Annotated in this window: 18 protein-coding genes; 9 read left to right on the plus strand and 9 right to left on the minus strand. The window is 32.1% G+C overall.

Annotated features, from left to right (window positions below; translation table 11 throughout):
• Positions 1-4 precede the first annotated feature (4 nt).
• Positions 5-2,356 carry a penicillin-binding protein 1C gene (gene pbpC, locus N1F78_RS05655; protein WP_406685212.1) on the plus strand — a complete coding sequence of 784 codons (2,352 nt, stop codon included), beginning with the start codon at positions 5-7 and terminating at the stop codon, positions 2,354-2,356.
• Here pbpC and N1F78_RS05660 read toward each other — a convergent pair whose 3' ends face one another.
• Genes N1F78_RS05660 through N1F78_RS05670 form a run of 3 tightly spaced genes read right to left on the minus strand, consistent with a single transcriptional unit; the run spans position 2,357 to position 4,253 of the window.
• A complete protein-coding gene (locus N1F78_RS05660; protein WP_406685213.1) occupies positions 2,357-3,235 on the minus strand; it encodes an endonuclease/exonuclease/phosphatase family protein in 879 nt (292 codons plus the stop codon).
• Entirely contained in the window at positions 3,235-3,774 is a 540-nt protein-coding gene (locus tag N1F78_RS05665; RefSeq protein WP_406685214.1) for a YciI family protein, read from the minus strand. The genes N1F78_RS05660 and N1F78_RS05665 overlap by 1 nt, the downstream gene beginning before the upstream one ends.
• 11 nt (positions 3,775-3,785) lie before the next feature.
• A complete protein-coding gene (locus N1F78_RS05670; RefSeq protein ID WP_406685215.1) occupies positions 3,786-4,253 on the minus strand; it encodes a CYTH domain-containing protein in 468 nt (155 codons plus the stop codon).
• A gap of 43 nt (positions 4,254-4,296) precedes the next feature.
• On the opposite strand from N1F78_RS05670, the gene dinB reads away from it, so the two are divergent.
• Positions 4,297-5,394 (plus strand): DNA polymerase IV, encoded by a 1,098-nt coding sequence (gene dinB, locus N1F78_RS05675; RefSeq protein ID WP_406685216.1) that lies wholly within the window; start codon positions 4,297-4,299, stop codon positions 5,392-5,394.
• Positions 5,395-5,524: 130 nt separating this feature from the next.
• Positions 5,525-6,301 (plus strand): DUF6090 family protein, encoded by a 777-nt coding sequence (locus N1F78_RS05680; RefSeq protein ID WP_406685217.1) that lies wholly within the window; start codon positions 5,525-5,527, stop codon positions 6,299-6,301.
• A gap of 295 nt (positions 6,302-6,596) precedes the next feature.
• Here the strand turns inward: N1F78_RS05680 and pyk are convergent, their stop codons facing one another.
• From pyk to N1F78_RS05705, 5 genes are all read right to left on the minus strand, one after another.
• Complete coding sequence (pyk, locus tag N1F78_RS05685; protein WP_406685218.1) at positions 6,597-8,042, minus strand: pyruvate kinase; 1,446 nt, start codon at positions 8,040-8,042, stop codon at positions 6,597-6,599.
• Positions 8,042-8,524: an IPExxxVDY family protein gene (locus N1F78_RS05690; RefSeq protein WP_406685219.1), complete on the minus strand. Its 483-nt coding sequence runs from the start codon at positions 8,522-8,524 to the stop codon at positions 8,042-8,044. The genes pyk and N1F78_RS05690 overlap by 1 nt, the downstream gene beginning before the upstream one ends.
• Positions 8,525-8,644: 120 nt before the next feature.
• Positions 8,645-9,385, minus strand: a complete 741-nt coding sequence (gene rnc, locus N1F78_RS05695; protein WP_406685220.1) for a ribonuclease III — start codon at positions 9,383-9,385, stop codon at positions 8,645-8,647.
• A 12-nt stretch (positions 9,386-9,397) separates the two neighbouring features.
• Positions 9,398-10,645 (minus strand): beta-ketoacyl-ACP synthase II, encoded by a 1,248-nt coding sequence (gene fabF, locus N1F78_RS05700; protein ID WP_406685221.1) that lies wholly within the window; start codon positions 10,643-10,645, stop codon positions 9,398-9,400.
• 12 nt (positions 10,646-10,657) lie between these two features.
• Positions 10,658-10,891: an acyl carrier protein gene (locus N1F78_RS05705; protein WP_009778413.1), complete on the minus strand. Its 234-nt coding sequence runs from the start codon at positions 10,889-10,891 to the stop codon at positions 10,658-10,660.
• Positions 10,892-11,078: 187 nt separating this feature from the next.
• On the opposite strand from N1F78_RS05705, the gene N1F78_RS05710 reads away from it, so the two are divergent.
• From N1F78_RS05710 to N1F78_RS05725, 4 genes are all read left to right on the plus strand, one after another.
• Positions 11,079-11,645 carry a phosphoribosylglycinamide formyltransferase gene (locus N1F78_RS05710; RefSeq protein ID WP_406685222.1) on the plus strand — a complete coding sequence of 189 codons (567 nt, stop codon included), beginning with the start codon at positions 11,079-11,081 and terminating at the stop codon, positions 11,643-11,645.
• Positions 11,638-12,279 (plus strand): viroplasmin family protein, encoded by a 642-nt coding sequence (locus N1F78_RS05715; protein ID WP_406685223.1) that lies wholly within the window; start codon positions 11,638-11,640, stop codon positions 12,277-12,279. The genes N1F78_RS05710 and N1F78_RS05715 overlap by 8 nt, the downstream gene beginning before the upstream one ends.
• 323 nt (positions 12,280-12,602) lie before the next feature.
• On the plus strand, positions 12,603-13,529 hold the full coding sequence (locus tag N1F78_RS05720) for a PfkB family carbohydrate kinase (protein WP_406685224.1): 927 nt from the start codon (positions 12,603-12,605) through the stop codon (positions 13,527-13,529).
• Positions 13,530-13,653: 124 nt separating this feature from the next.
• The gene (locus N1F78_RS05725; protein WP_406685225.1) at positions 13,654-15,552 is read left to right on the plus strand and encodes an amidophosphoribosyltransferase; all 1,899 of its coding nucleotides are present in this window, start codon (positions 13,654-13,656) and stop codon (positions 15,550-15,552) included.
• 801 nt (positions 15,553-16,353) lie between these two features.
• On the opposite strand, the gene N1F78_RS05730 is transcribed toward N1F78_RS05725, so the two are convergent.
• Positions 16,354-16,962 carry a superoxide dismutase gene (locus tag N1F78_RS05730; RefSeq protein ID WP_406685226.1) on the minus strand — a complete coding sequence of 203 codons (609 nt, stop codon included), beginning with the start codon at positions 16,960-16,962 and terminating at the stop codon, positions 16,354-16,356.
• Positions 16,963-17,085: 123 nt separating this feature from the next.
• On the opposite strand from N1F78_RS05730, the gene N1F78_RS05735 reads away from it, so the two are divergent.
• Together N1F78_RS05735 and N1F78_RS05740 are read left to right on the plus strand one after the other, a co-directional pair.
• The gene (locus tag N1F78_RS05735; protein WP_406685227.1) at positions 17,086-20,220 is read left to right on the plus strand and encodes a UvrD-helicase domain-containing protein; all 3,135 of its coding nucleotides are present in this window, start codon (positions 17,086-17,088) and stop codon (positions 20,218-20,220) included.
• 200 nt (positions 20,221-20,420) lie between these two features.
• Positions 20,421-21,770 (plus strand): OmpA family protein, encoded by a 1,350-nt coding sequence (locus N1F78_RS05740; RefSeq protein ID WP_406685228.1) that lies wholly within the window; start codon positions 20,421-20,423, stop codon positions 21,768-21,770.
• Positions 21,771-21,813: the final 43 nt, after the last annotated feature.

The raw sequence follows: 21,813 nt of genomic DNA on the forward strand, positions 1-21,813 counted from the left end.
AAATATGGTTAAGATAATAGGCTACATAAAAAAACATAAAGTAAGATCAACTCTTCTTTTCTTGGTTTTAGTAGCCTATTACATTTGTTTACCAAAACAACTTTTTAAAAATTCCACATCAACAGTAATTACAGGTTCTAATAATGAATTAATAGGTGCTAAAATTGCAGAAGATGGCCAATGGCGATTTCCTCATAACGATAACATTCCAGAAAAATTTAAAACCTGCATTCTTCAATTTGAAGATGAATATTTTTATAAACACCCTGGCTTTAACCCTGTTTCAATTTTTAAGGCTTTAAAAGAAAATTTAAAATCTGGTTCTGTAAAACGTGGTGGAAGCACCATTACACAACAAGTTATTAGGTTATCTCGTCAAGGAAAACAAAGAACATATATTGAAAAATTAAAAGAACTGGTTCTCGCTACTCGCTTAGAATTAAGAGCATCAAAAGAAAAAATTTTAGCGTATTATTCCAGCAATGCTCCTTTTGGTGGAAATGTAGTTGGTTTGGATGCTGCTTCATGGCGTTATTTTAATAGAAGCGCGACCAATTTATCTTGGGCAGAAAGCGCAACTTTAGCCGTTTTACCCAATGCCCCAAGTTTAATTTATCCTGGTAAAAATGAAACCCGATTACTTAATAAGCGGAATAGATTACTTGAAAAGTTACTTGAAAATGCCATTATAGATTCGTTAACTTATGATTTATCAATAGCCGAAGAACTACCTATAAAACCATATCCTTTACCGCAGATTGCACCTCATTTATTACAAAAACTATCAAAATCTAATCAAGGACAATCTATTACCACAACCATTGACGTATCACTTCAAAAACAAGTAAACAACATTATAAAACAACATCATTCTATTTTAAGTCAAAACGAAATTCATAATGCGGCTGTTTTAATTTTAGATGTAAAAACCAGACAGGTTTTAACTTATGTTGGTAATACCCCAACGGGTACAAAACATCAAAAAGATGTTGATATTATTGATAAACCCCGCAGTACTGGAAGTATTTTAAAGCCATTTTTATATGCCGCCATGTTAGATGCAGGTGATATGCTACCCAACACTCTGGTAGCTGATGTACCATCTCAATTTGGAAGTTATAATCCGGAAAATTTCAATAAAACTTATGATGGTGCTATTCCTGCCAGTAAAGCTTTATCTCGATCATTAAATGTACCTTCAGTTAGAATGTTGCAGGAATTTGGATTGGATAGGTTTCATCATTATTTAAAGGCCTTGCACCTTAAAGACTTAAAATATAATACTAATCATTATGGCTTATCCCTAATTCTTGGAGGTGCAGAAAGTAATCTCTGGGATTTATGTAAAAGTTATGCAGCGCTCTCCTCAACAATAAATCATTTTTCCGAAACCTCAAGCCAATATTACTCAAATGAATTTTGTGAACCCACTTTATTAGCTTCTGATATGGTTAACTTTGGAAAAATCCAATCTGAAAAAACGCTTTTTGATGCAGCATCTATATACCTCACCTTTGAAAGTCTAAAAAAAGTAAATAGACCCGAAAGTTATGAGAATTGGGAGTTTTTTGATGGGTCAAAACAAATTGCTTGGAAAACGGGCACTAGTTTTGGATTTAGAGATGCTTGGGCCATAGGCACCACTAAAGACTATGTGGTGGGTGTCTGGGTTGGTAATGCTGATGGTGAAGGAAGACCTGGGTTGGTAGGAGTACAAACGGCCGCCCCAATACTTTTTGATATATTTGATTTATTGCCAAGAAGTGAATGGTTTGCAATGCCCTTTGATGAAATGCAAGAAGTAGATATTTGCAAACAAAGCGGACATAGAGCTTCGCAAAATTGTGACAGTATAGAAAAGATTTTTGTGCAATTAAGTGGCTTAAAAACCAAACCTTGTCCGTATCACTTGCTTATTCATGTTGATGAAAATGAAACTTATCAGGTAAATACTTCCTGTGAGGATGTCAATAATATTAAACACAAATCATGGTTTGTATTGCCTCCTTTAATGGCACATTATTATCAAACAAAAAATCCGTTTTACAAACCACTTCCTAAATTCAGAAATGATTGTTTAGGTGCTCAAGCTATCTCCATGGAGTTCATTTATCCCAAGAAAAACAACAATGTCTTTTTACCAAAAAATTTTAACGGTAATACCAATGAAATGATTTTAAAAATGGCACATTCAAAACCTGAAAGCACATTGTTTTGGTATATAAACGATACATTTATTGGAAATACTAAAGACATACACGAAATTGCCATTTTACCCAAACAAGGGAAACATTCACTTACAGTTGTAGATGAGTTTGGTAATGAGGCTAAGCGGCATTTTGAGGTAAGTAAATAACTAATTTTTTATTACCGTTTTTAGCATAGCATGATCTGATTTCCATGTGCTTATTTTTTCCGTTTTAAGAATCTTTAAATCTTTGGAAGCCCATATATGGTCTAATGACAGGAAAGGGAACCCCCAAAACCAAGTTTCTCTAAATCCGTTTCCTTTTTCATTAAAAGCATGGTTGAATTTTTTTTTGATTTGCATTAAAAATTTAGACTCATAGGGCACATTAAAATCTCCTAATACTACCGTATTTTTAGTTTTTATGATAACATTATCTACAAATTCCAGCTCCCAACTTCTAGGTACATCAATACTTCCTGAAACATCAACTGCATAAAAATTGAGACCATGAGTTTCAAAATTAATTACAGCACTCCCAAATTTTGAAGGCATCACTTTTTTTATTTCTATTTGCTCCTTTGAAAAAACCCCAATTTCTTCAATAGAGTTTTCATAAAAATGATATTTAGAATATTTTTTCCTTGCTTCTTTTAAATCAAAACTATGATATTCTGCTAAAACTACAACATCAGGAATCCTTTTTGTTTCCTCAAATACATCTTCAAACTCTTGGTTATTCGATGCATTCCAAAACACAATTTCTAAATCCTGTTCTTTTATATCTTCAGTAAATGTTATTTTAAAACTTCGGCTTAACCAAATAATTAAAAAAACGACAGCCAAAACCAAATTGTATTTTCTGAAACGTTTATTTAGCAAAATTGAAAGCACTAAAACTATTATGATGATAGCTGGTAGCGGGAAGGTGTAATAATACAATGAGGTTTGATACGTACTCTCTTTTATAACAAAATGAATTGCTATTAACCCCACAACAATAATGGCATTAATAATATGAATAATGGGGCGTAGAATTTTAAGCATTAGCGCAACGGAAAGCCTTTAGCTGCCCACCAAGGATGTATTTCTATTTCTAATCGTCCTGCTTTAACAGCAGGATCTGAATTAGCTAAACTATCGGCCATTTTAAAGGTGGGTACGTTATAAATAGTAATACCACGAATATCACCATCATCACCAAACGGACCCGAAATATCAGCATAACCCAATTCATACATTTTACCCAAATGTTCTAAATGTTCTTTTTGTATTAATGCAGCCTCTTCTTCATTTTGTGTGTTAATAGGTCCCCGTTTTAAAAAGGCGATAAAATACTGCTGCATTAAAACAGTGTCTTGAGTTTTTTCGTCTACATAATCAAAAATTTGAAAACCTTTTGATGTCAACTCTTCCTTTAATTGTTTAATAGTTTTTACAATGGGTTCTTGCACAGCTTCCAGTTTTGTTGAATCTATTACTTCTTCATTAATCACTTCTTCAACACTTGGTAGGTTTGCTTTATTATCCTCTCTACATGAAACAATTAATACTAAAATTAGCATTGAAATTAGTCCTTTTTTCATCCGTTTATTTATTACCAATTACAGTAAGGATTCTTACTTATCTGGGAGTTGTAATATTTAATATCTCCCGTTACCTCTTTACCCAACCAATTTGGTTTTTCAAAAGTTTCGTTTTCTGATTTTAATTCAACCTCAGCAATTACCAACCCATGGTTATCACCAAAAAACTCGTCTATCTCAAAAATATGGTTTTTTACTTCTACTTCATAACGAATTTTATCAATAACTCCTGATTCACAAATATTTAACAAACTTTTAGCCTCTTCTTCAGTTATTTGGGTTTCCCATTCAAAGCGCTTTAAACCGTCATCAGATGATAATCCTTTTACCGTTAAAAAACCATAGTCTCCTTTAAGTCTAACCCTAACCGTGCGCTCTTTATGCGTATTCAAAAAGCCCTGTGTAATTCTAATTTCTTTAAAAGCTTCTTGTTTATAGGCATTAGACTTTACCAAAAATTTTCGTTCAATTTCTATCATTTACTTTTTTACTTAAAAGGCATTTAATGCCTAAATTTACGGTATGTCTGATGATTTACCAATTAGAAAAATTATTCATGTGGATATGGATGCATTTTATGCTTCTGTTGAGCAATTGGATAACCCAGATTTAAAAGGGAAGCCGGTAGCAGTTGGTGGTGGTGGTAAACGTGGCGTAGTAAGTGCAGCTAGTTATGAAGCCCGAAAGTTTGGGGTAAAAAGTGCCATGGCTGGAAATCTTGCAGCCAAATTATGTCCAGAAATTATATTTGTGAGACCTAATTTTGAACGGTACACAAAAATTTCTAAACAAATTAGAGCCATTTTTTATGATTATACTGATTTGGTAGAACCACTTTCTCTAGACGAAGCTTATCTAGATGTAACACAAAACAAAAAGGGAAACCCAAGTGCTTCATTAATTGCTCAAGAAATAAGAGATAGAATTTTAAACGAAGTTGGTTTAACGGCTTCGGCTGGAATTTCCATTAACAAGTTTATTGCCAAAATAGCGAGTGATTATAACAAACCTAACGGACAAAAAACGGTAAACCCAGAAGAAGTTTTGGAGTTTTTGGAACAACTAGATATTAGAAAATTTTACGGTGTTGGCAAAGTAACTGCAGAAAAAATGTATCAAAAAGGCATTTTTACTGGAGCAGATTTAAAACAAAAAACATTAGAATATTTAGATGACAATTTTGGGAAATCTGGAAGATACTATTACTATATCGTGAGAGGAATCCACAACAGCGAAGTGAAGCCTGATAGAATTAGAAAAAGTTTAGCTGCCGAACGTACTTTTAGTGAAAACTTATCTAGCGAAGTATTTATGTTGGAAAAATTAGAACGTATAGCTGAAGAGGTTTCTAGACGATTAAGTAAAAGTAATGTAGCTGGAAAAACTATAACTTTAAAAATTAAATACAGTGACTTTACACTACAAACTCGTAGTAAAACCTTGCCTTATTTTATAAGCGACAACAATGTTATACTTGATACGGCAAAAGATTTGCTGTATCAAGAAAGGTTAAATAATTCGGTTAGGTTGTTGGGTATTTCTTTGTCTAATTTAAATACAGAAACCAAAAAGAAACCAGAGAAGAAAAGCGTTAGTGTACAGTTGAAGTTTGGTTTTTGAGTATTTGACTTTGCAAAAAAATTCAGTTACCTTCGTTAAATACTGGACATAAGTCACCTGTGCTGAATTTATTTCTGTATTAAAACCAAGCATATTCCTAAGTTAACCTTCGTTAAGAACAATATAAAAAATGATAAAAATTTTTAGAACGATTCGACGAAAACTACTTTCTGAAAATAAATTCAGTAAATACTTAATTTACGCTATAGGAGAAATTATCTTAGTTGTAATTGGGATTTTAATAGCATTACAAGTGAATAATTGGAATATTGAAAGAAAGAGTGAACTCAAAGCAGAAGAACTTTCTGAGAATTTGCTGCAAGAATTAAGAGGGTTGAAAAGATTAATGGATAATCAATTGAGGGCTGTGGAGTATCAGCAAAACCTAATACAATATGTAAGCAATAATAATAAAATCCAGATGGACTCGGTCATGGTTTTATCAAAATTTGGTAGGTTCCAAGTAGACCCATTAAATTTTGCATTCTCATATATTGTGTATTTAAACCCAAGAGGAGATCTTTATAAAAGTGCAATTAATGAAGGGACTTTAGCTCTCCTTGAATCAGAAGAAATAGTTAGTGATTTAAACACAGCATTTACAATGAGTGAAAAAAGGTGGGCAGAACATGTTGGTGCTGAAAAATTAATAAACACCAGGATACAAACCTACGTATCAAATGAATATAAAGACATATTCAATGCGGCTGAATTTGTAGATTATCAAGGTATTTGGGATAAAACAACAACACGTCTAGTCTTGGAAAAAATTCATACGGATGGTGAATTGAAATACCTTCTTTCAGCAAAACTCCAAATTCTTCGATTCAAATCTACATCACTAAAAAAACGAAACTACCGAGAAGTTGAAGAACTTATAAATTACTTTGAAAATAAAAGAAAATAATTTTTTGTTTTAAATAAAGTGAAAGCCTAAAAGGTTTATGATGCTTATTGCAGAAATCGAAACCACCCCATTTACACTAAACGTTAATGAAACTCCCAAATTTAACCTAGTCTTAATCTTAAAGAACTAGGCTAAGGAACGCCCTAGTTAGCGATTGCGACCTTTTTACAAGCTAAAGACAAGCTCATCCATTTTATAATAAATAATAAAACCTACTTACTTAAAGCAGGTTTTATTATTTAAAAGATATAGTGAAAGCGCGGACCCCATAGGGTAACGCCAAAACAATTTAATATTAAAAACTACAGCTCTTAATTTCTGTAACACGTAAAGTATTAACCATACCTTTATCTTGTATTGGCATTGCCGCTAAACTAATAAGCATATCTCCAGTATCTACAAACCCCTTTTGACATGCTAATTTATTTACATCTTCTATGGTTTCGTCTGTACTTACAAACCTATCATAATAAAATGCTTGTACACCCCAAAGTAAACTAAGGCGAGTTAAAATACGTTTATTAGAAGTAAATACTAGAATGTGACATGAAGGTCTCCAAGCAGATATTTGAAAAGCTGTATAACCACTATTAGTTAGTGTTGAAATTGCTTTTGCATTAATTTCATTTGCCATATTAGCCGCGTGATAACAAATAGACTTTGTTATATAACGGTTAGTACGAATATGTGGTGGTAATTGAGGTACTTTAATTAGTTTAGAGTCTTCTACACTAGTTAAAATACTAGACATTTGTTTTATTACTTGTACAGGGTAGTTTCCAACACTTGTTTCGCCAGAAAGCATTACTGCATCTGCCCCATCCATAACTGAGTTTGCAACATCATTAACCTCTGCTCTAGTTGGAGTTAAACTAGAAATCATAGTTTCCATCATTTGAGTAGCAATAATTACTGGAATTCTTGCTTTTTTAGCGCGCAAAACTAGTTGCTTTTGAATTAATGGTACATCGGCTGCTGGAATCTCCACTCCTAAGTCTCCACGAGCAACCATAATACCATCACAATGAGTTACAATTTTATCTATATTATCTATAGCTTCTGGCTTTTCAATTTTAGCTACTATAGGAATTTTAGAATCACTGTGTTCATTAATTAAATCACGTAATTGCATTAAATCTTCAGCATGACGTACAAATGATAATGCTATCCAATCTACCTCTAAACTTACAGCAAAAATGGCATCTTGGATATCTTTTTCAGTTAATGCTGGCTGTGAAATATTCGTATTTGGTAAGTTTACTCCTTTTTTAGATTTAAGTGGGCCGCCTTGAATTACTTTAGCCTTAACCTCACTTTTTTGATCTGTTGAAACAACTTCAAAAATTAATTTTCCATCATCTAAAAGAATTCGCTCTCCTGGTTTAGCATCTTGTGGAAACCTATCATAGGTCATATAAACACGTTCTTTTGTGCCCTCAAATCGTTCTCCTGTTGCAAAAATTATTTCATCATCAGGATTAACCACTACTTCTTCTTTCATTACACCTACACGAAGTTTTGGTCCTTGTAAATCTGCTAAAATTGCAGCGGTAAAGCCATATTCTTCGTTAAGCTCTCTAATCATTTTTACACGCTCAGTTACATCTTCATAATCGGCGTGAGAAAAATTTATTCTGAAAACATTAGCCCCTTCTTCAAGCATGCCTTTTAAAACTTTTTTGCTGCTTGTAGCGGGTCCTAACGTTGCTACTATTTTGGTTTTTTTCTTATTTAATAACATTAGCTAAAAATTAAATGATCTTTAGACTTCAATTGTTCAGTATCAACACCATAGGCCGTAGCCACTTGAGGTATTTTTAATATATTATTTAAAATATATTTCTCTTTACCAAAATTGAACTCATTATCTATTTTTATAAAATAATTAACGGTTTTATATTCTGGGATTAAATGATTGATTTTAGTGGTTTTTTCCTGAACACTAAATAACGAATCTGTATTACCTTCTCTATAAGTTTCCGTTTTACATACATTAGACACTAAACTCCAAACGGTTTGTTGTGTGCAATCTTCCCATTCATATATAGAATAGGTTAACTCACCATTGTGAAAATCTAAATCTAATGGTTTTCTAACTAAGGTAATTCCTAAAAATTTGTTCAGGAGATATGCTAACCTATAATCTTCAAGTGTGCAATGAATTGCAATTAAAGTAAATAGGTCTTCTTCAGCATAGTCTAAAACAAGTTTATGAATTGCCATAGCCTAATTTTATCGGCGTAAATATAATATTTATAATGCTGAATGAAGACAGGTTTTGTCTAATCTTAAAGAGAAGTGTAACTAAAACGTTATAGTTTACTTTAATTTGACAGTAATTTATTATATCATCTTAGAAATCTTATTTTGAAAAGCGAAAAAGGCACGCTTTGATGCTTTTTCTTCTGCTTTTTTCTTGGAAGTGGCTCTAGCTTTTGCAACTATTTTTTTATCAATTGAAAGTTTAACAGAAAAATGCCTAACATCATCATTACCCGTATCTTCATAGACATTATACCCAAAAGTTTTCTTTTCTTTTTGGCACCATTCTATTAGTAAGCTTTTATAACTTATTACTTTGCCTTCTAATTTCTCTATATCTACATAGGGTATTATAACACGTTTAAATATAAATTTCTCACAGTATCTGTAACCTCTATCTAAAAAAATAGCCCCTAATAAGGCTTCAAATAAATTACCATGAATATTATCTCCAAACTGTCCAGCTGGTATTTTGCTTTCTACTAAATCTATAAGTTTCAGCCCTTTACCTAATTCGTTTAAATGCTCCCTGCTTACCACTTTAGAACGCATTTTGGTTAAGTAACCTTCATCACCACTAGGTACTTCTTGATATAAATGTGACGCTATAACTGCACTTAACATAGCATCACCTAAAAACTCTAAACGCTCATAGTTTATGGCGTTACCTTCATCATCTTTTATATTCATAGACCGGTGCGTAAAAGCTGTTTTAAAATACACAATGCTTTTAGGCTTAAACCCAAGGATCTTAGTTATTTCCATAAAAAAATTCCCGTTGCGTTTAAAACGGGAATTTAATATGTTACGAATGTTTTTCACTCGGGATTCTGTCTATATTTTCTTGAATAATACACAAGCGTTATGTCCGCCAAATCCAAATGTATTACTCATTGCTACTTTTACCTCGCGCCTCTGAGCTTTGTTTAAAGTTAAATTTAATTCCGGATCAATATTCTCATCAACAGTTGTATGATTAATTGTTGGAGGTACTATTCCATGCTCTATAGCCAAAATGCTTGAGATGGCTTCAATAGCTCCAGCCGCACCTAACAGATGCCCTGTCATTGATTTTGTAGAATTAATATTTATATTTTTTGCATGATCCCCAAACACCTTTGAGATAGCTTTTAATTCAGCTACATCTCCTAAAGGTGTAGATGTTCCATGTGTATTAATATGGTCTACATCTTCTGGATTAAGTCCTGCATTTTCTAAACAATTTTTCATTACCTCAACTACACCAAGCCCTTCTGGATGTGGAGCCGTCATGTGATATGCATCAGAAGATAAACCTCCTCCTGCAACCTCAGCATAAATTTTTGCTCCCCTTGCTTTTGCATGCTCATACTCTTCCAAAACTAAAGCCCCAGCACCTTCACCTAAAACAAAACCATCTCTGGTTCCGTCAAAAGGACGAGAGGCTGATTCTGGACTTTCATTTCTAGTAGAAAGCGCATGCATGGCGTTAAAACCACCCATACCAGCTATTGTTACAGCAGCTTCACTTCCTCCAGACACAATAACATCACAGTGCCCTAAACGTATCATGTTTAAAGCATCAAATAATGCATTTGCGGAAGATGCACAAGCAGAAACTGTTGTGTAATTTGGCCCCATAAAACCATGTTTTATGGAAATGTTTGCTGGCGCAATGTCAGCAATCATTTTAGGAATAAAGAATGGATTAAATCTTGGAGATCCATCACCATCAGCAAAGTTCAAAACTTCTTGCTGAAATGTTTCTAAACCACCAATACCTGCTCCCCATATAACACCAACACGCAACTTATTAACCTCGTCTAGATTAAGTTTTGCATCTGCAATAGCTTCATCTGAAGCCACCATAGCATATTGTGCAAACTTATCCATTTTACGGGCTTCTTTTCTATTAAGAAAATCAGTAACGTTAAAGTTCTTAACCTCGCATGCAAACTTAGTTTTAAACTTCTCAGTATCATAATATGTTATAGGCGCAGCACCGCTTTTACCACTAATTAGACCATCCCAATATTCATCTTTGGTATTGCCAATAGGTGTTAAAGCCCCTAAACCTGTGACTACAACTCGCTTTAATTCCATAAAATTTTTAGCTTATTTTGCTTCTTCTATATAAGAAATAGCTTGACCAACTGTTGCAATATTTTCAGCTTGATCATCAGGTATTTGAATATCGAATTCTTTTTCGAATTCCATAATTAGTTCTACAGTGTCTAATGAGTCTGCTCCTAAATCGTTTGTGAAGCTAGCTTCTGCAACAACTTCGTTTTCATCTACTCCTAGTTTGTCTACGATAATCGCTTTTACTCTTGATGCAATGTCTGACATAATCTTTTAATTTTAAGTTTTAATTCAGTTGGCAAAAATAAAAAACTTTATTTTTAAAACACATCTTTACAATAAAAATGTGTTTGTAATTTACTAAAATAACTTTTAAGTATTTTAATTTAACCTACTAAATGTTAATAATTATTCTTTTTTTTGTTTGAACAATCTTAACATTACAGTCTGTAATATGAAACGCGTAGTAATTTTTGCGTCCGGTAGTGGATCTAATGCTGAAAATTTAATAAAGTTTTTTCAAGACAGTGATAATGTATCTGTTATTCAGGTGCTTACCAACAATTCCCATGCCAAAGTTTTAGACCGAGCCAAAAGGCTTAAAGTAAGTGCTTTGTCGTTTAACAGAGTTGCTTTCACAAAAACTAATGATGTGTTAAACATTTTGAAAACCTCTAAACCAGACCTTATAATATTAGCTGGTTTTTTATGGAAGTTCCCGGAAACAATTTTAGAAGAATTCCCTAACAAAGTAATTAATGTACACCCAGCCTTACTTCCAAAATTTGGAGGAAAAGGGATGTATGGCATGAATGTTCATCATGCTGTGGTTGAAAATAACGAGACAGAAACTGGTATTACCATTCATTATGTAAATGAAAATTATGATGAAGGTGCTACTATTTTTCAAGCCAAATGTGATGTACTACCAACAGATACAGCTGAAGATGTAGCTGCAAAAATTCATGAATTGGAAATGGAACATTTTCCGAAGGTGGTTGAGAAACTTTTGAATGAGTAAAAAAAAGAAGAAATATTATACCGTTTGGAAAGGGCATAAAACTGGAATCTTTGAATCATGGGATGATTGTAAAGCCCAAATAAAAGATTATCAAGGCGCTCAGTACAAATCTTTTTCTACGTTTGATGCCGCAAAAAAAGCTTTAAAAGGCAATTATAAAGACTACATTGGTAAATCTGCAAAATTTAAAAGTCAACTTTCTGAAGACCAACTTAAAAAAATAGGACAACCTAATTATAAATCCATTTCTGTGGATGCCGCTTCAAGTGGTAACCCTGGTAAGATGGAATACCGAGGTGTAGATACCAAAACAAAAAAACAATTATTCATTCAAGGTCCTTTTGAAGAAGGTACCAATAATATAGGTGAGTTTTTAGCAATTGTTCATGGTTTGGCATTTTTAAAAAAACACAATAGTAACCTTATCATATATACAGATTCAAGAACTGCTATTAGCTGGGTTAAAAAGAAAAAATGCAACACTAAATTAGAACGAACAAAAAAAAACGAAGCTCTTTTTGAATTGGTTGACAGAGCTGTTGAATGGTTGAAAACTAATACTTATAATACTGTTATTGTTAAATGGGAAACCAAAGCTTGGGGTGAAATTCCTGCCGATTTTGGAAGGAAATAAAAAACCAGGAGCATAAAATAGTTTACACCCCCAATTTTTAATATTGATTAATAGCTAAATATTAGACACATTCTTTTTTAAGTGGTCACATTTTTTTAAAAAAGTAAAACAGTTGTTTTCATAATAAAAATATTACCGACACTATGTTTAATGTAGTTACATTTCTTTTATGTAAAACTAAATTTTTCAACAGAAAAAATTAAAAAATTTCGTTTCATTTTAGGAATCACTCCAATAGCACATTTATTTTTCTCATTTATTTTTTAGTGAGTTTTTAAATGAAAAATTTAATGTATTTTTGCACAAAATTGTCAGTCCTTTTTATGAGTAAATTAGTTATTGTTGGCACTATGGCTTTTGATGCTATTGAAACGCCATTTGGAAAAACCGATAAAATACTTGGTGGTGCCGCAACCTTTATAGGGCTTGCAGCTTCACATTTTAACGTTGATGCTACTGCCGTATCAGTTGTTGGAGGGGATTTTCCTCAAGAATATTTAGACCTATTAGGCAATAAAAACATAGATCTTTCTGGTGTAGAAATAGTAAAAGAAGGAAAAACATTTTTCTGGAGTGGTCGTTATCACAATGACATGAATTCCCGAGACACCTTAGTAACAGAACTTAACACGCTTGCCGATTTTAATCCGGTAGTCCCTGAGGGTTATAGAGATGCCGGTGTAGTTATGTTAGGAAATTTGCACCCTATAGTTCAATCTGGAGTATTAGATCAAATGACTAAAAAACCAGACTTAGTAGTATTAGATACAATGAATTTTTGGATGGATACTGCTTTAGAAGATTTACACAATGTTATAAAACGTGTTGATGTTATCACTATAAATGATGAAGAAGCTAGACAACTTACAGGAGAGTATTCTTTAGTTGTTGCTGCAAGGAAAATTCAAGAAATGGGACCAAAATATGTGGTTATTAAAAAAGGGGAACATGGGGCATTATTATTTAATGATGATAATGTATTTTACGCTCCTGCATTACCATTGGAAGAAGTATTTGATCCAACAGGGGCTGGTGACACCTTTGCCGGAGGATTTGCTGGGTATTTGGCTAAGACTAACGACACGTCATTTGAGAACATGAAAAATGCTATTATTTATGGCTCAACATTAGCATCATTTTGTGTTGAAAAGTTTGGTACTGAGCGTATGCAGAATTTATCAAATAAAGAAGTACATAAAAGATTGCTTCAGTTTAAGGAATTAACACAGTTTGAAATAGAACTAGGATAAAAACCAACGCGCTCAAAAATGAGCGCGTTTTTTAATTATATTAAACTAGATACTATCTAGGTAAACTATTTTATTATTTCCGTACGTCTAACTAAAGACTGTTAGAGGCGAAAAAAAATTAAATATGAGTGATATCTTAAAACATGAATGTGGTATAGCTGTTATTAGACTCTTAAAGCCACTAGAATATTACAAAGAAAAATATGGCAGTGCATTTTATGGTGTAAATAAAATGTATTTAATGATGGAAAAACAGCACAATCGCGGACAAGATGGTGCTGGTTTTGCAAGTATAAAACTTGATACTAAACCAGGTGAACGTTATATAAGTAGAATTAGATCTGTGCAACAACAGCCTATTCAAGATATTTTTGCTCAGATAAATGACCGTATTAATAATGAATTTAAAGCACACCCAGAATACCTAAATGATGTAGCGGCTCAAAAAAAGAATATCCCTTATATAGGAGAGGTGCTCCTAGGTCATGTACGCTATGGCACTTTTGGCAAGAATAGCGTGGAAAGTGTACACCCTTTTTTAAGGCAAAATAACTGGATGCATCGTAACCTGATCATGGCAGGAAACTTTAACATGACCAATGTTAAAGAACTATTTAGCAACCTTATTGAACTTGGTCAACATCCCAAAGAATATACTGACACCATTACTGTAATGGAAAAAATAGGTCATTTTTTAGATGATGCAGTTAGCAAAATTTATAAAGATTTAAAGAAAGAAGGATACAATAAAAAAGATGCTTCTCCGCAAATAGCTGAGCGATTAAAAGTTGCAAAAATTTTAAGACGTGCCGCTAAGAATTGGGATGGTGGTTATGCTATGGCCGGACTTATAGGCCATGGAGATGCCTTTGTACTAAGAGACCCTGCAGGTATTCGTCCAGCTTACTATTATAAGGATGATGAAGTTGTTGTTGTGGCTTCAGAACGACCTGTTATTCAAACAGTGTTTAATGTAAAGTTTGATGATGTAAAAGAATTAGAACCAGGACAAGCCATAATTACAAAAAAATCTGGAGAAGTAAGATTTAAACAAATTTTAGAACCGTTAGAACGTAAAGCATGTTCCTTTGAGCGCATCTATTTTTCAAGGGGAAGTGATGCTGAAATTTATGAAGAGCGTAAAATGTTAGGTAGGTTATTAATGCCGAAAGTTATGGAGGCTATTAATAATGATACTAAAAACACTGTTTTCTCTTATATACCTAACACCGCCGAAACCTCATTTTATGGGATGGTCGAAACTGCAGAAAATGAACTTAACAAAACCAAAACTAAAACCATTTTAGGTGGACAACGTAATATTTCTGCAGAAGAAGTAACCGATATATTATCTGAAAAAATTCGTGTTGAAAAAATAGCTATTAAAGATGTAAAGCTTAGAACCTTTATTACGGAAGATAGCAGTAGAGATGATTTGGTAGCCCATGTTTATGATATTACTTATGGTGTAGTTAAACCAGAAGACAACCTTGTTATTATTGATGATAGTATTGTACGCGGAACTACATTAAAAAAGAGTATTTTAAAAATGCTTGATAGGTTAAACCCTAAAAAGATAATAGTAGTATCATCAGCTCCACAAATTCGTTATCCAGACTGTTATGGTATTGATATGGCTAATCTTGAAAGTTTAATAGCTTTTAGAGCTGCTTTAGAATTGCTAAAAGACAATAACAAATACCACATTGTTGAAGAGGTTTATAATAAATGTAAAGCTCAGGAAGATTTAGAAGATAAAGATGTACAAAACTTTGTAAAAGAAATTTACAACCCATATCCAGCTCAACAAATTTCAGATAAAATTGCTGAACTCTTAAGTGATGAATCTATTAGCGCTGAAGTAAAAATAATCTTCCAACCAATAGAGAATTTACATAAAGCATGTCCTAAAAATTTAGGAGATTGGTATTTTACAGGAAATTACCCAACTGTGGGAGGAAATAGAGTTGTTAATAGGGCTTTCATTAATTTTTATGAAGGCAATAAAGAACGCGCATATTAATATAAGGATATAAACAAAAAATACGGTTAAACTGTAATTTGTGTATTTTGACCGATAAATATGCTCTTTATCTAATAAATAATCCTGTTACCCAAAATACATATAAATTGGTCTCACCATAACATAAGTAGGTTAAGTTCATGGTAGATTTGGGGCAAAAAAAGGTGAACTCTCGTTCGCCTTTTTTTATGCGCTTTTGTTTCCTAATTACATTTTTTTTTCTTTTTAAAAAAACAATTTTTACTTACACCACTTTTTATTCCCTTATTTCTATTAAGCTAATATTTTAGTAGTTTGACCAAAATATTTTACCAGTATTCAACAACACCATATATTTGAACCACCATAACATAAGTAGGTTAAGTTTATGGTAGATTTGGGGCAAAAAGGTGAACACTCGTTCGCCTTTTTTTATGCTCCTTTTTTTAATAACAATGTAGATTTCTTTTAAACCTTATTTTATACGCTACCCCTATTAAGCTAATTTATTAGTAATTCAACCAAAATATTTTACCAGTATTCAACAACACCATATATTTGAACCACCATAACATAAGTAGGTTAAGTTTATGGTAGATTTGGGGCAAAAAGGTGAGCGTTCTAGCTCACCTTTTTCATTTTCTATAAACATTGTTTTGTATTCGATTTTGTGCCCTTTATCTCTAATCAAGATAAACTCTTCCTTTTAATTTTTTTTTACTAAAAGATATAACAGCAAGTCGAACCTTACTAAGGGTAAGGTCATAAAAAAATCGCCTAGAAAAATTTTCCAGACGATTTTACACTTAAAAATATATTTGATTATTTCGCCTCTGCGTAACGTCTCTCAACTTCATTCCAATTAATAACACTAAAAAATGCCTTAATATAATCTGGACGTCTATTTTGGTAATTTAAGTAGTAAGCATGCTCCCAAACATCAAGCCCTAAAATAGGTGTGCCTCCACAGCTTACTCCTGGCATTAACGGATTGTCTTGATTTGGCGTAGAACAAATTTCTACTTTACCCCCTTTATGCACACATAACCAAGCCCAACCAGAACCAAAACGAGTTGCGGCAGCCTTACTAAATGCGGCAATAAATTCATCTTTAGAACCATAGGCTGCTTCAATAGCATCTTTTAATTCCCCAGACAAATACCCTCTATCTTCTGGATTCATAACCGTCCAGAACAAAGAGTGGTTGTAAAATCCACCACCGTTATTTCTAACAGCTCCGTTATCCATATCTAAATTAGTTAAGATATCTTCAATAGATTGCCCTTCTAAATCTGTTCCTGAAATTGCGTTATTTAAATTATTTGTATATCCTGCGTGGTGCTTAGAATGATGTATCTCCATAGTACGAGCATCCATGTGTGGTTCTAATGCATCATACGCATATCCTAAATCTGGTAATTCAAAAGCCATAATTTTTTGTTTTATTATTATTAATTAATTTCATTTCAAATTTACGGATAAAAGACTTCAATTAAAAATAATTAATACTTATGAAATCATTGATAGTTTTTATCTTGTAACAAATTACCCTTAATGAATAAAAACCCCTCTTTCACTATATATAATGCCTCTGCAGGGAGCGGAAAAACTTTTACTCTTGTAAAAGAATATTTAAAAATTCTACTTAAATCTAACACCCCAGAAACCTTTAAGCAAGTGCTTGCTATTACATTTACCAATAAGGCAGTTGCTGAAATGAAGGAACGCATTATAGAAACGCTTAAACAGTTTTCTAATATTTCTATTTTAAGTAATTCAAATAGTATGTTTAATGCTATTTGTAAAGAACTTCAAATGGATGCAAATTTGGTTCATAATAAATCTAAAACCATATTAAACTCCATAATATTTAATTATGCTGCTTTTGACATCTCTACCATTGATGGATTCACACATAAATTAATTAGAACGTTTGCCCATGATTTAAAATTACCCTTAAATTTTGAGGTAGAATTAGATCAACATGATTTTTTAAACCTAGCAGTTGATAGTTTGATTGCAAAAGCGGGAACAGATGAAGCCCTAACAAATGCTTTAGTTGATTTTGCTATTGAAAAAGCTGATGATGATAAAAGTTGGGATATTGCTCTTGATTTTAATAAGATTGCTAAACTTTTAGTTAATGAAAATGATATTCCCTTTATTGAGACCTTAAAAGATAAAACCTTAAGTGATTTTAAAACACTTAAAAACCTACTAAAAAAAGACATTGAAGAAACAATAAATGATATTATAGAAAAATCTAATAACATCCTAACTCTATTTGAAGAAGCCGGTTTAGAGTTTAATGATTTTTCTAGAGGCTCATTGCCTAATCATTTTAAAAATTTATCAAATAAAAATTTCAATATTAAATTTGATTCACAATGGCAAACAGGTTTATTAGAAGGAAACACTTTATACCCTAAACGTGTTACAGAAGATATTGCAGCAACAATAGAGCAAATTCAACCAGAAATAAAAACCGTATTTAATAATACCAAACAGCAAGTTTTTCAGTTAAAATTTTTGAAAAATTTTCACAAAAATATTACACCTTTATCTGTTTTAAATGCCATTAATAACGAATTAAAACAACTGAAAGAAGAGCAGAATAAAATGCTCATTTCAGAATTTAATACCATTATAAGTAATGAAATTAAAGATCAACCTACACCTTTTATTTATGAGCGTATTGGAGAAAAATTCAGGCATTATTTTATTGATGAATTTCAAGACACCTCAGTTAAACAATGGAATAACTTAATTCCGTTAATAGACAACTCGCTCTCAGCAGAAAAAGGAAGTGCCATGTTAGTGGGTGATGCAAAACAAGCTATTTACCGATGGCGTGGTGGAAAGGCAGAACAATTTATAGAGCTGTTTAATAACAAAAACCCTTTTTATACCAATAAGCTAGTAAAGAATCTCCCAACAAATTATAGGAGTTTTAAAGAGGTAATAAATTTTAATAATGGTTTTTTTAAATTTTTAGCGCATCAAGTTTTTAGTAACAAAGATTATGAGCAACTTTATGAAAACGGAAGTCAAAATACCTCTATTGAAAACTCAGGTTATGTAGAGTTATCTTTTTTAGAGATTGATAAAGATGATGACAGAGATGAAATATTTTCCAATGAGGTATTAAAAACTATTAATAATTGTATTGACAGTGATTATAGACTAGAAGATATTTGCGTTTTAGTAAGAAGAAAAAAAGAAGGTGTATCCATTGCAAACTATCTCAGTCAAAATAATATTCCCATTGTATCATCTGAAACTTTACTAATCTATAATTCGCCTGAAGTTGTTTTTATAAATGATTTATTATCACTTTTAATTCAACCAAAAAACAATGAAATAAAAGTTGCTGTTTTAAATTACTTAACCTCACTTTTTAATATTGATGACAAACATTCTTTTTTTATAAATCATCTAAATCTTGAATTACCACTTTTATTAAAAAGTTTTGAAAAATATAAAGTTTATATAAATGACACTCATTTAATTCAACTACCGCTTTTTGATTTGGTTGAGACCATAGTGAGGTCATTTAATTTAACCAAAAATTCTAACGCTTACATTCAATTTTTCTTAGATATTGCACTAGAGTTTACGCAGAAAAAAGGCTCTAATATTTCTGAGTTTCTAGAATATTTCGATAAGAAAAAAGAATCCTTAAGCATTGTTTCGCCGGTAGGCCAGAATGCAGTTCAGATTATGACTATCCACAAATCAAAAGGATTAGAATTTCCTGTGGTTATTTTTCCTTATGCTGATTTAGATATATACAGAGAAGTAGACCCAAAAGTATGGTTTAAATTAGATGCAGAAAACTATAATGGGTTTCCGCATACTTTGTTAAATTTTAATAGAGACTTTGAACATTTTGGTGAAAACGGATTGAAAATTTTTAACAAGCACCAATCAGAACTGGAATTAGATAACATTAATTTACTTTATGTTACACTCACACGAGCCATAGCGCAATTGTACATAATTTCTAAAAAGGAGATATCTTCAAAAGGAGATATAAGCAGTAAAAAATATTCTGGTTTATTTATAAATTACCTAAAACATTTAAATGTTTGGGATGATTCTCAATTAAAGTATACATTCGGAAAGCCAGAAAAACCAGTCTTAAAATCAATTTCAGATAAAGAATCTATTATTCAAAAAGAATTTATTTCAACTTCAAAAGAAAGTCATAATATAAAAATAGTGACTAAATCAGGTTTTCTATGGAATACAAATCAGCAAGAAGCCATTGAAAAAGGAAATCTTATTCATAATATAATGTCTAGAATAAAAACTAAAGATGATATTGATTTTGTTATTTCAGAATATGTTGACACTTCCATTATAAATAATGAGCAAGCCAATAAAATCAAAGAAACAGTTTTGCAAATTGTTAATCATACATCATTACAAAAATATTTCACATCAAAATATACCATTTATAATGAGCAAGATATAATTACAAAAGAGGGTATTATACTGCGACCAGACAGGGTTGTAATAAATTCTAAAAACGAAGCTGTAATTATTGATTATAAAACAGGTGTAGAAACCAAAGGGCATAACCAACAGCTAAAATCTTACCAAGACGCTCTTGAAAACATGAAATTAACAGTTACTAGCAAAATATTAATTTACATTAATAATGAAATAACCCTTAAAATTATATAAATAACCAATTATTTATTGTGACTTAATAAATTTATGGTGTCTATAATAAATGAAACGACTAAATAAGTTATCTAAAATGAGTCTGAAGTATCGACGAACGGCGCTTTTGTACGATTTTTTTATATATTTGTCTTTGTTAATAACATTTAACAACTTACTTTTGTTCTTAATTAACACTTAAAAATTAAACTTTTTTGAATATGAAAAATCTTAGCAGATTATTGTTGGCATTCGTACTTTTCCTTGGGTACAACTATGCTGATGCACAAGACAACAACAACCCTTGGCAAATTACAATCGGAGTTAATGCGGTTGACTTTTTCCCTACAGGTGAAAACGCTCCTTTAGGAGGAACATTTGAAGATTTTTTCAATGTTGGAGACCATTGGAATGTTTTACCTTCTTTATCTACTGTTTCTGTTTCTAAATATATTGGAGATGGTTTCTCATTTGGAGCTGCTGCATCTTTAAATAAAATTGAGAATTTTGGAGATTCTTCTGTAGATGATTTATCTTATTATGGTATTGATGGTACAATTAAATACAACTTTTTAGAAGATACTACTGTAGATCCTTATTTAGGAGTTGGTGGTGGTTACACTTGGGTTGATGAAATTGGTGCTGGTACTTTAAACGGTACTGCTGGTGTAAATTTTTGGTTTAATGATAACATTGGCTTCACAGTTCAGACGTCTTATAAACATGCTTTTGAAGATTACTTAAATACACATTTCCAACATACTGCTGGTGTTTCTATTAAATTTGGTGGAACTGATACGGATGGTGATGGAATTTATGACAAAGACGATGCTTGTCCAGAAGTTGCTGGCTTAGAGGCTTTCAATGGTTGTCCAGATACTGATGGTGATGGTATAGAAGATAGCAAAGACGATTGTCCTAATGAAGCTGGTTTAGCTGAGTTAAACGGTTGTCCTGATGCTGATGGCGATGGTGTTGCAGATAATAAAGATAACTGTCCTACTGTTGCTGGTTTAAAAGCTTTAGCTGGTTGTCCTGATGCTGATGGTGATGGTGTAATTGATGGTGATGATAAATGTCCTAACACTGCAGGTCCTGCTGCTAACGGTGGTTGTCCTTGGCCAGATACTGATGGTGATAGCGTTTTAGACAAAGATGATAAATGTCCTGACGTTAAAGGAACTGTTGCAAATAACGGTTGTCCTGAAGTAACTGAAGAAGTACAAAAAACTTTAAATGAGTATGCTAAAACGATTTTATTTGATACTGGTAGATCTTCAATTAAAGAAGAATCTGAAGCTGTATTAGCTGATATCATTAAAATTATTAATGAGTACCCAACTGCTAAATTTACAGTTGAAGGTCATACTGATAGCGTTGGTAGTGAAAAATTAAACCAAGGTCTTTCTGAGTCTAGAGCTAGTTCTGTTAAAGATTACTTAACTTCAAACGGAGTTGATCAATTCAGATTATCTTCTAAAGGTTATGGAGAGTCTAATCCAATTGCTACCAACAAAACTAGAGCAGGTAGAACACAAAACAGAAGAGTAGAAATTAACTTAGCTAAGTAAGCAACAAAGTTAATTCCTTAAATAACTTTAAAAAACGCTTCGG

The sequence above is a fragment of the Seonamhaeicola sp. MEBiC01930 genome (assembly GCF_045277075.1).
Classification (GTDB): Bacteria; Bacteroidota; Bacteroidia; order Flavobacteriales; family Flavobacteriaceae; genus Seonamhaeicola.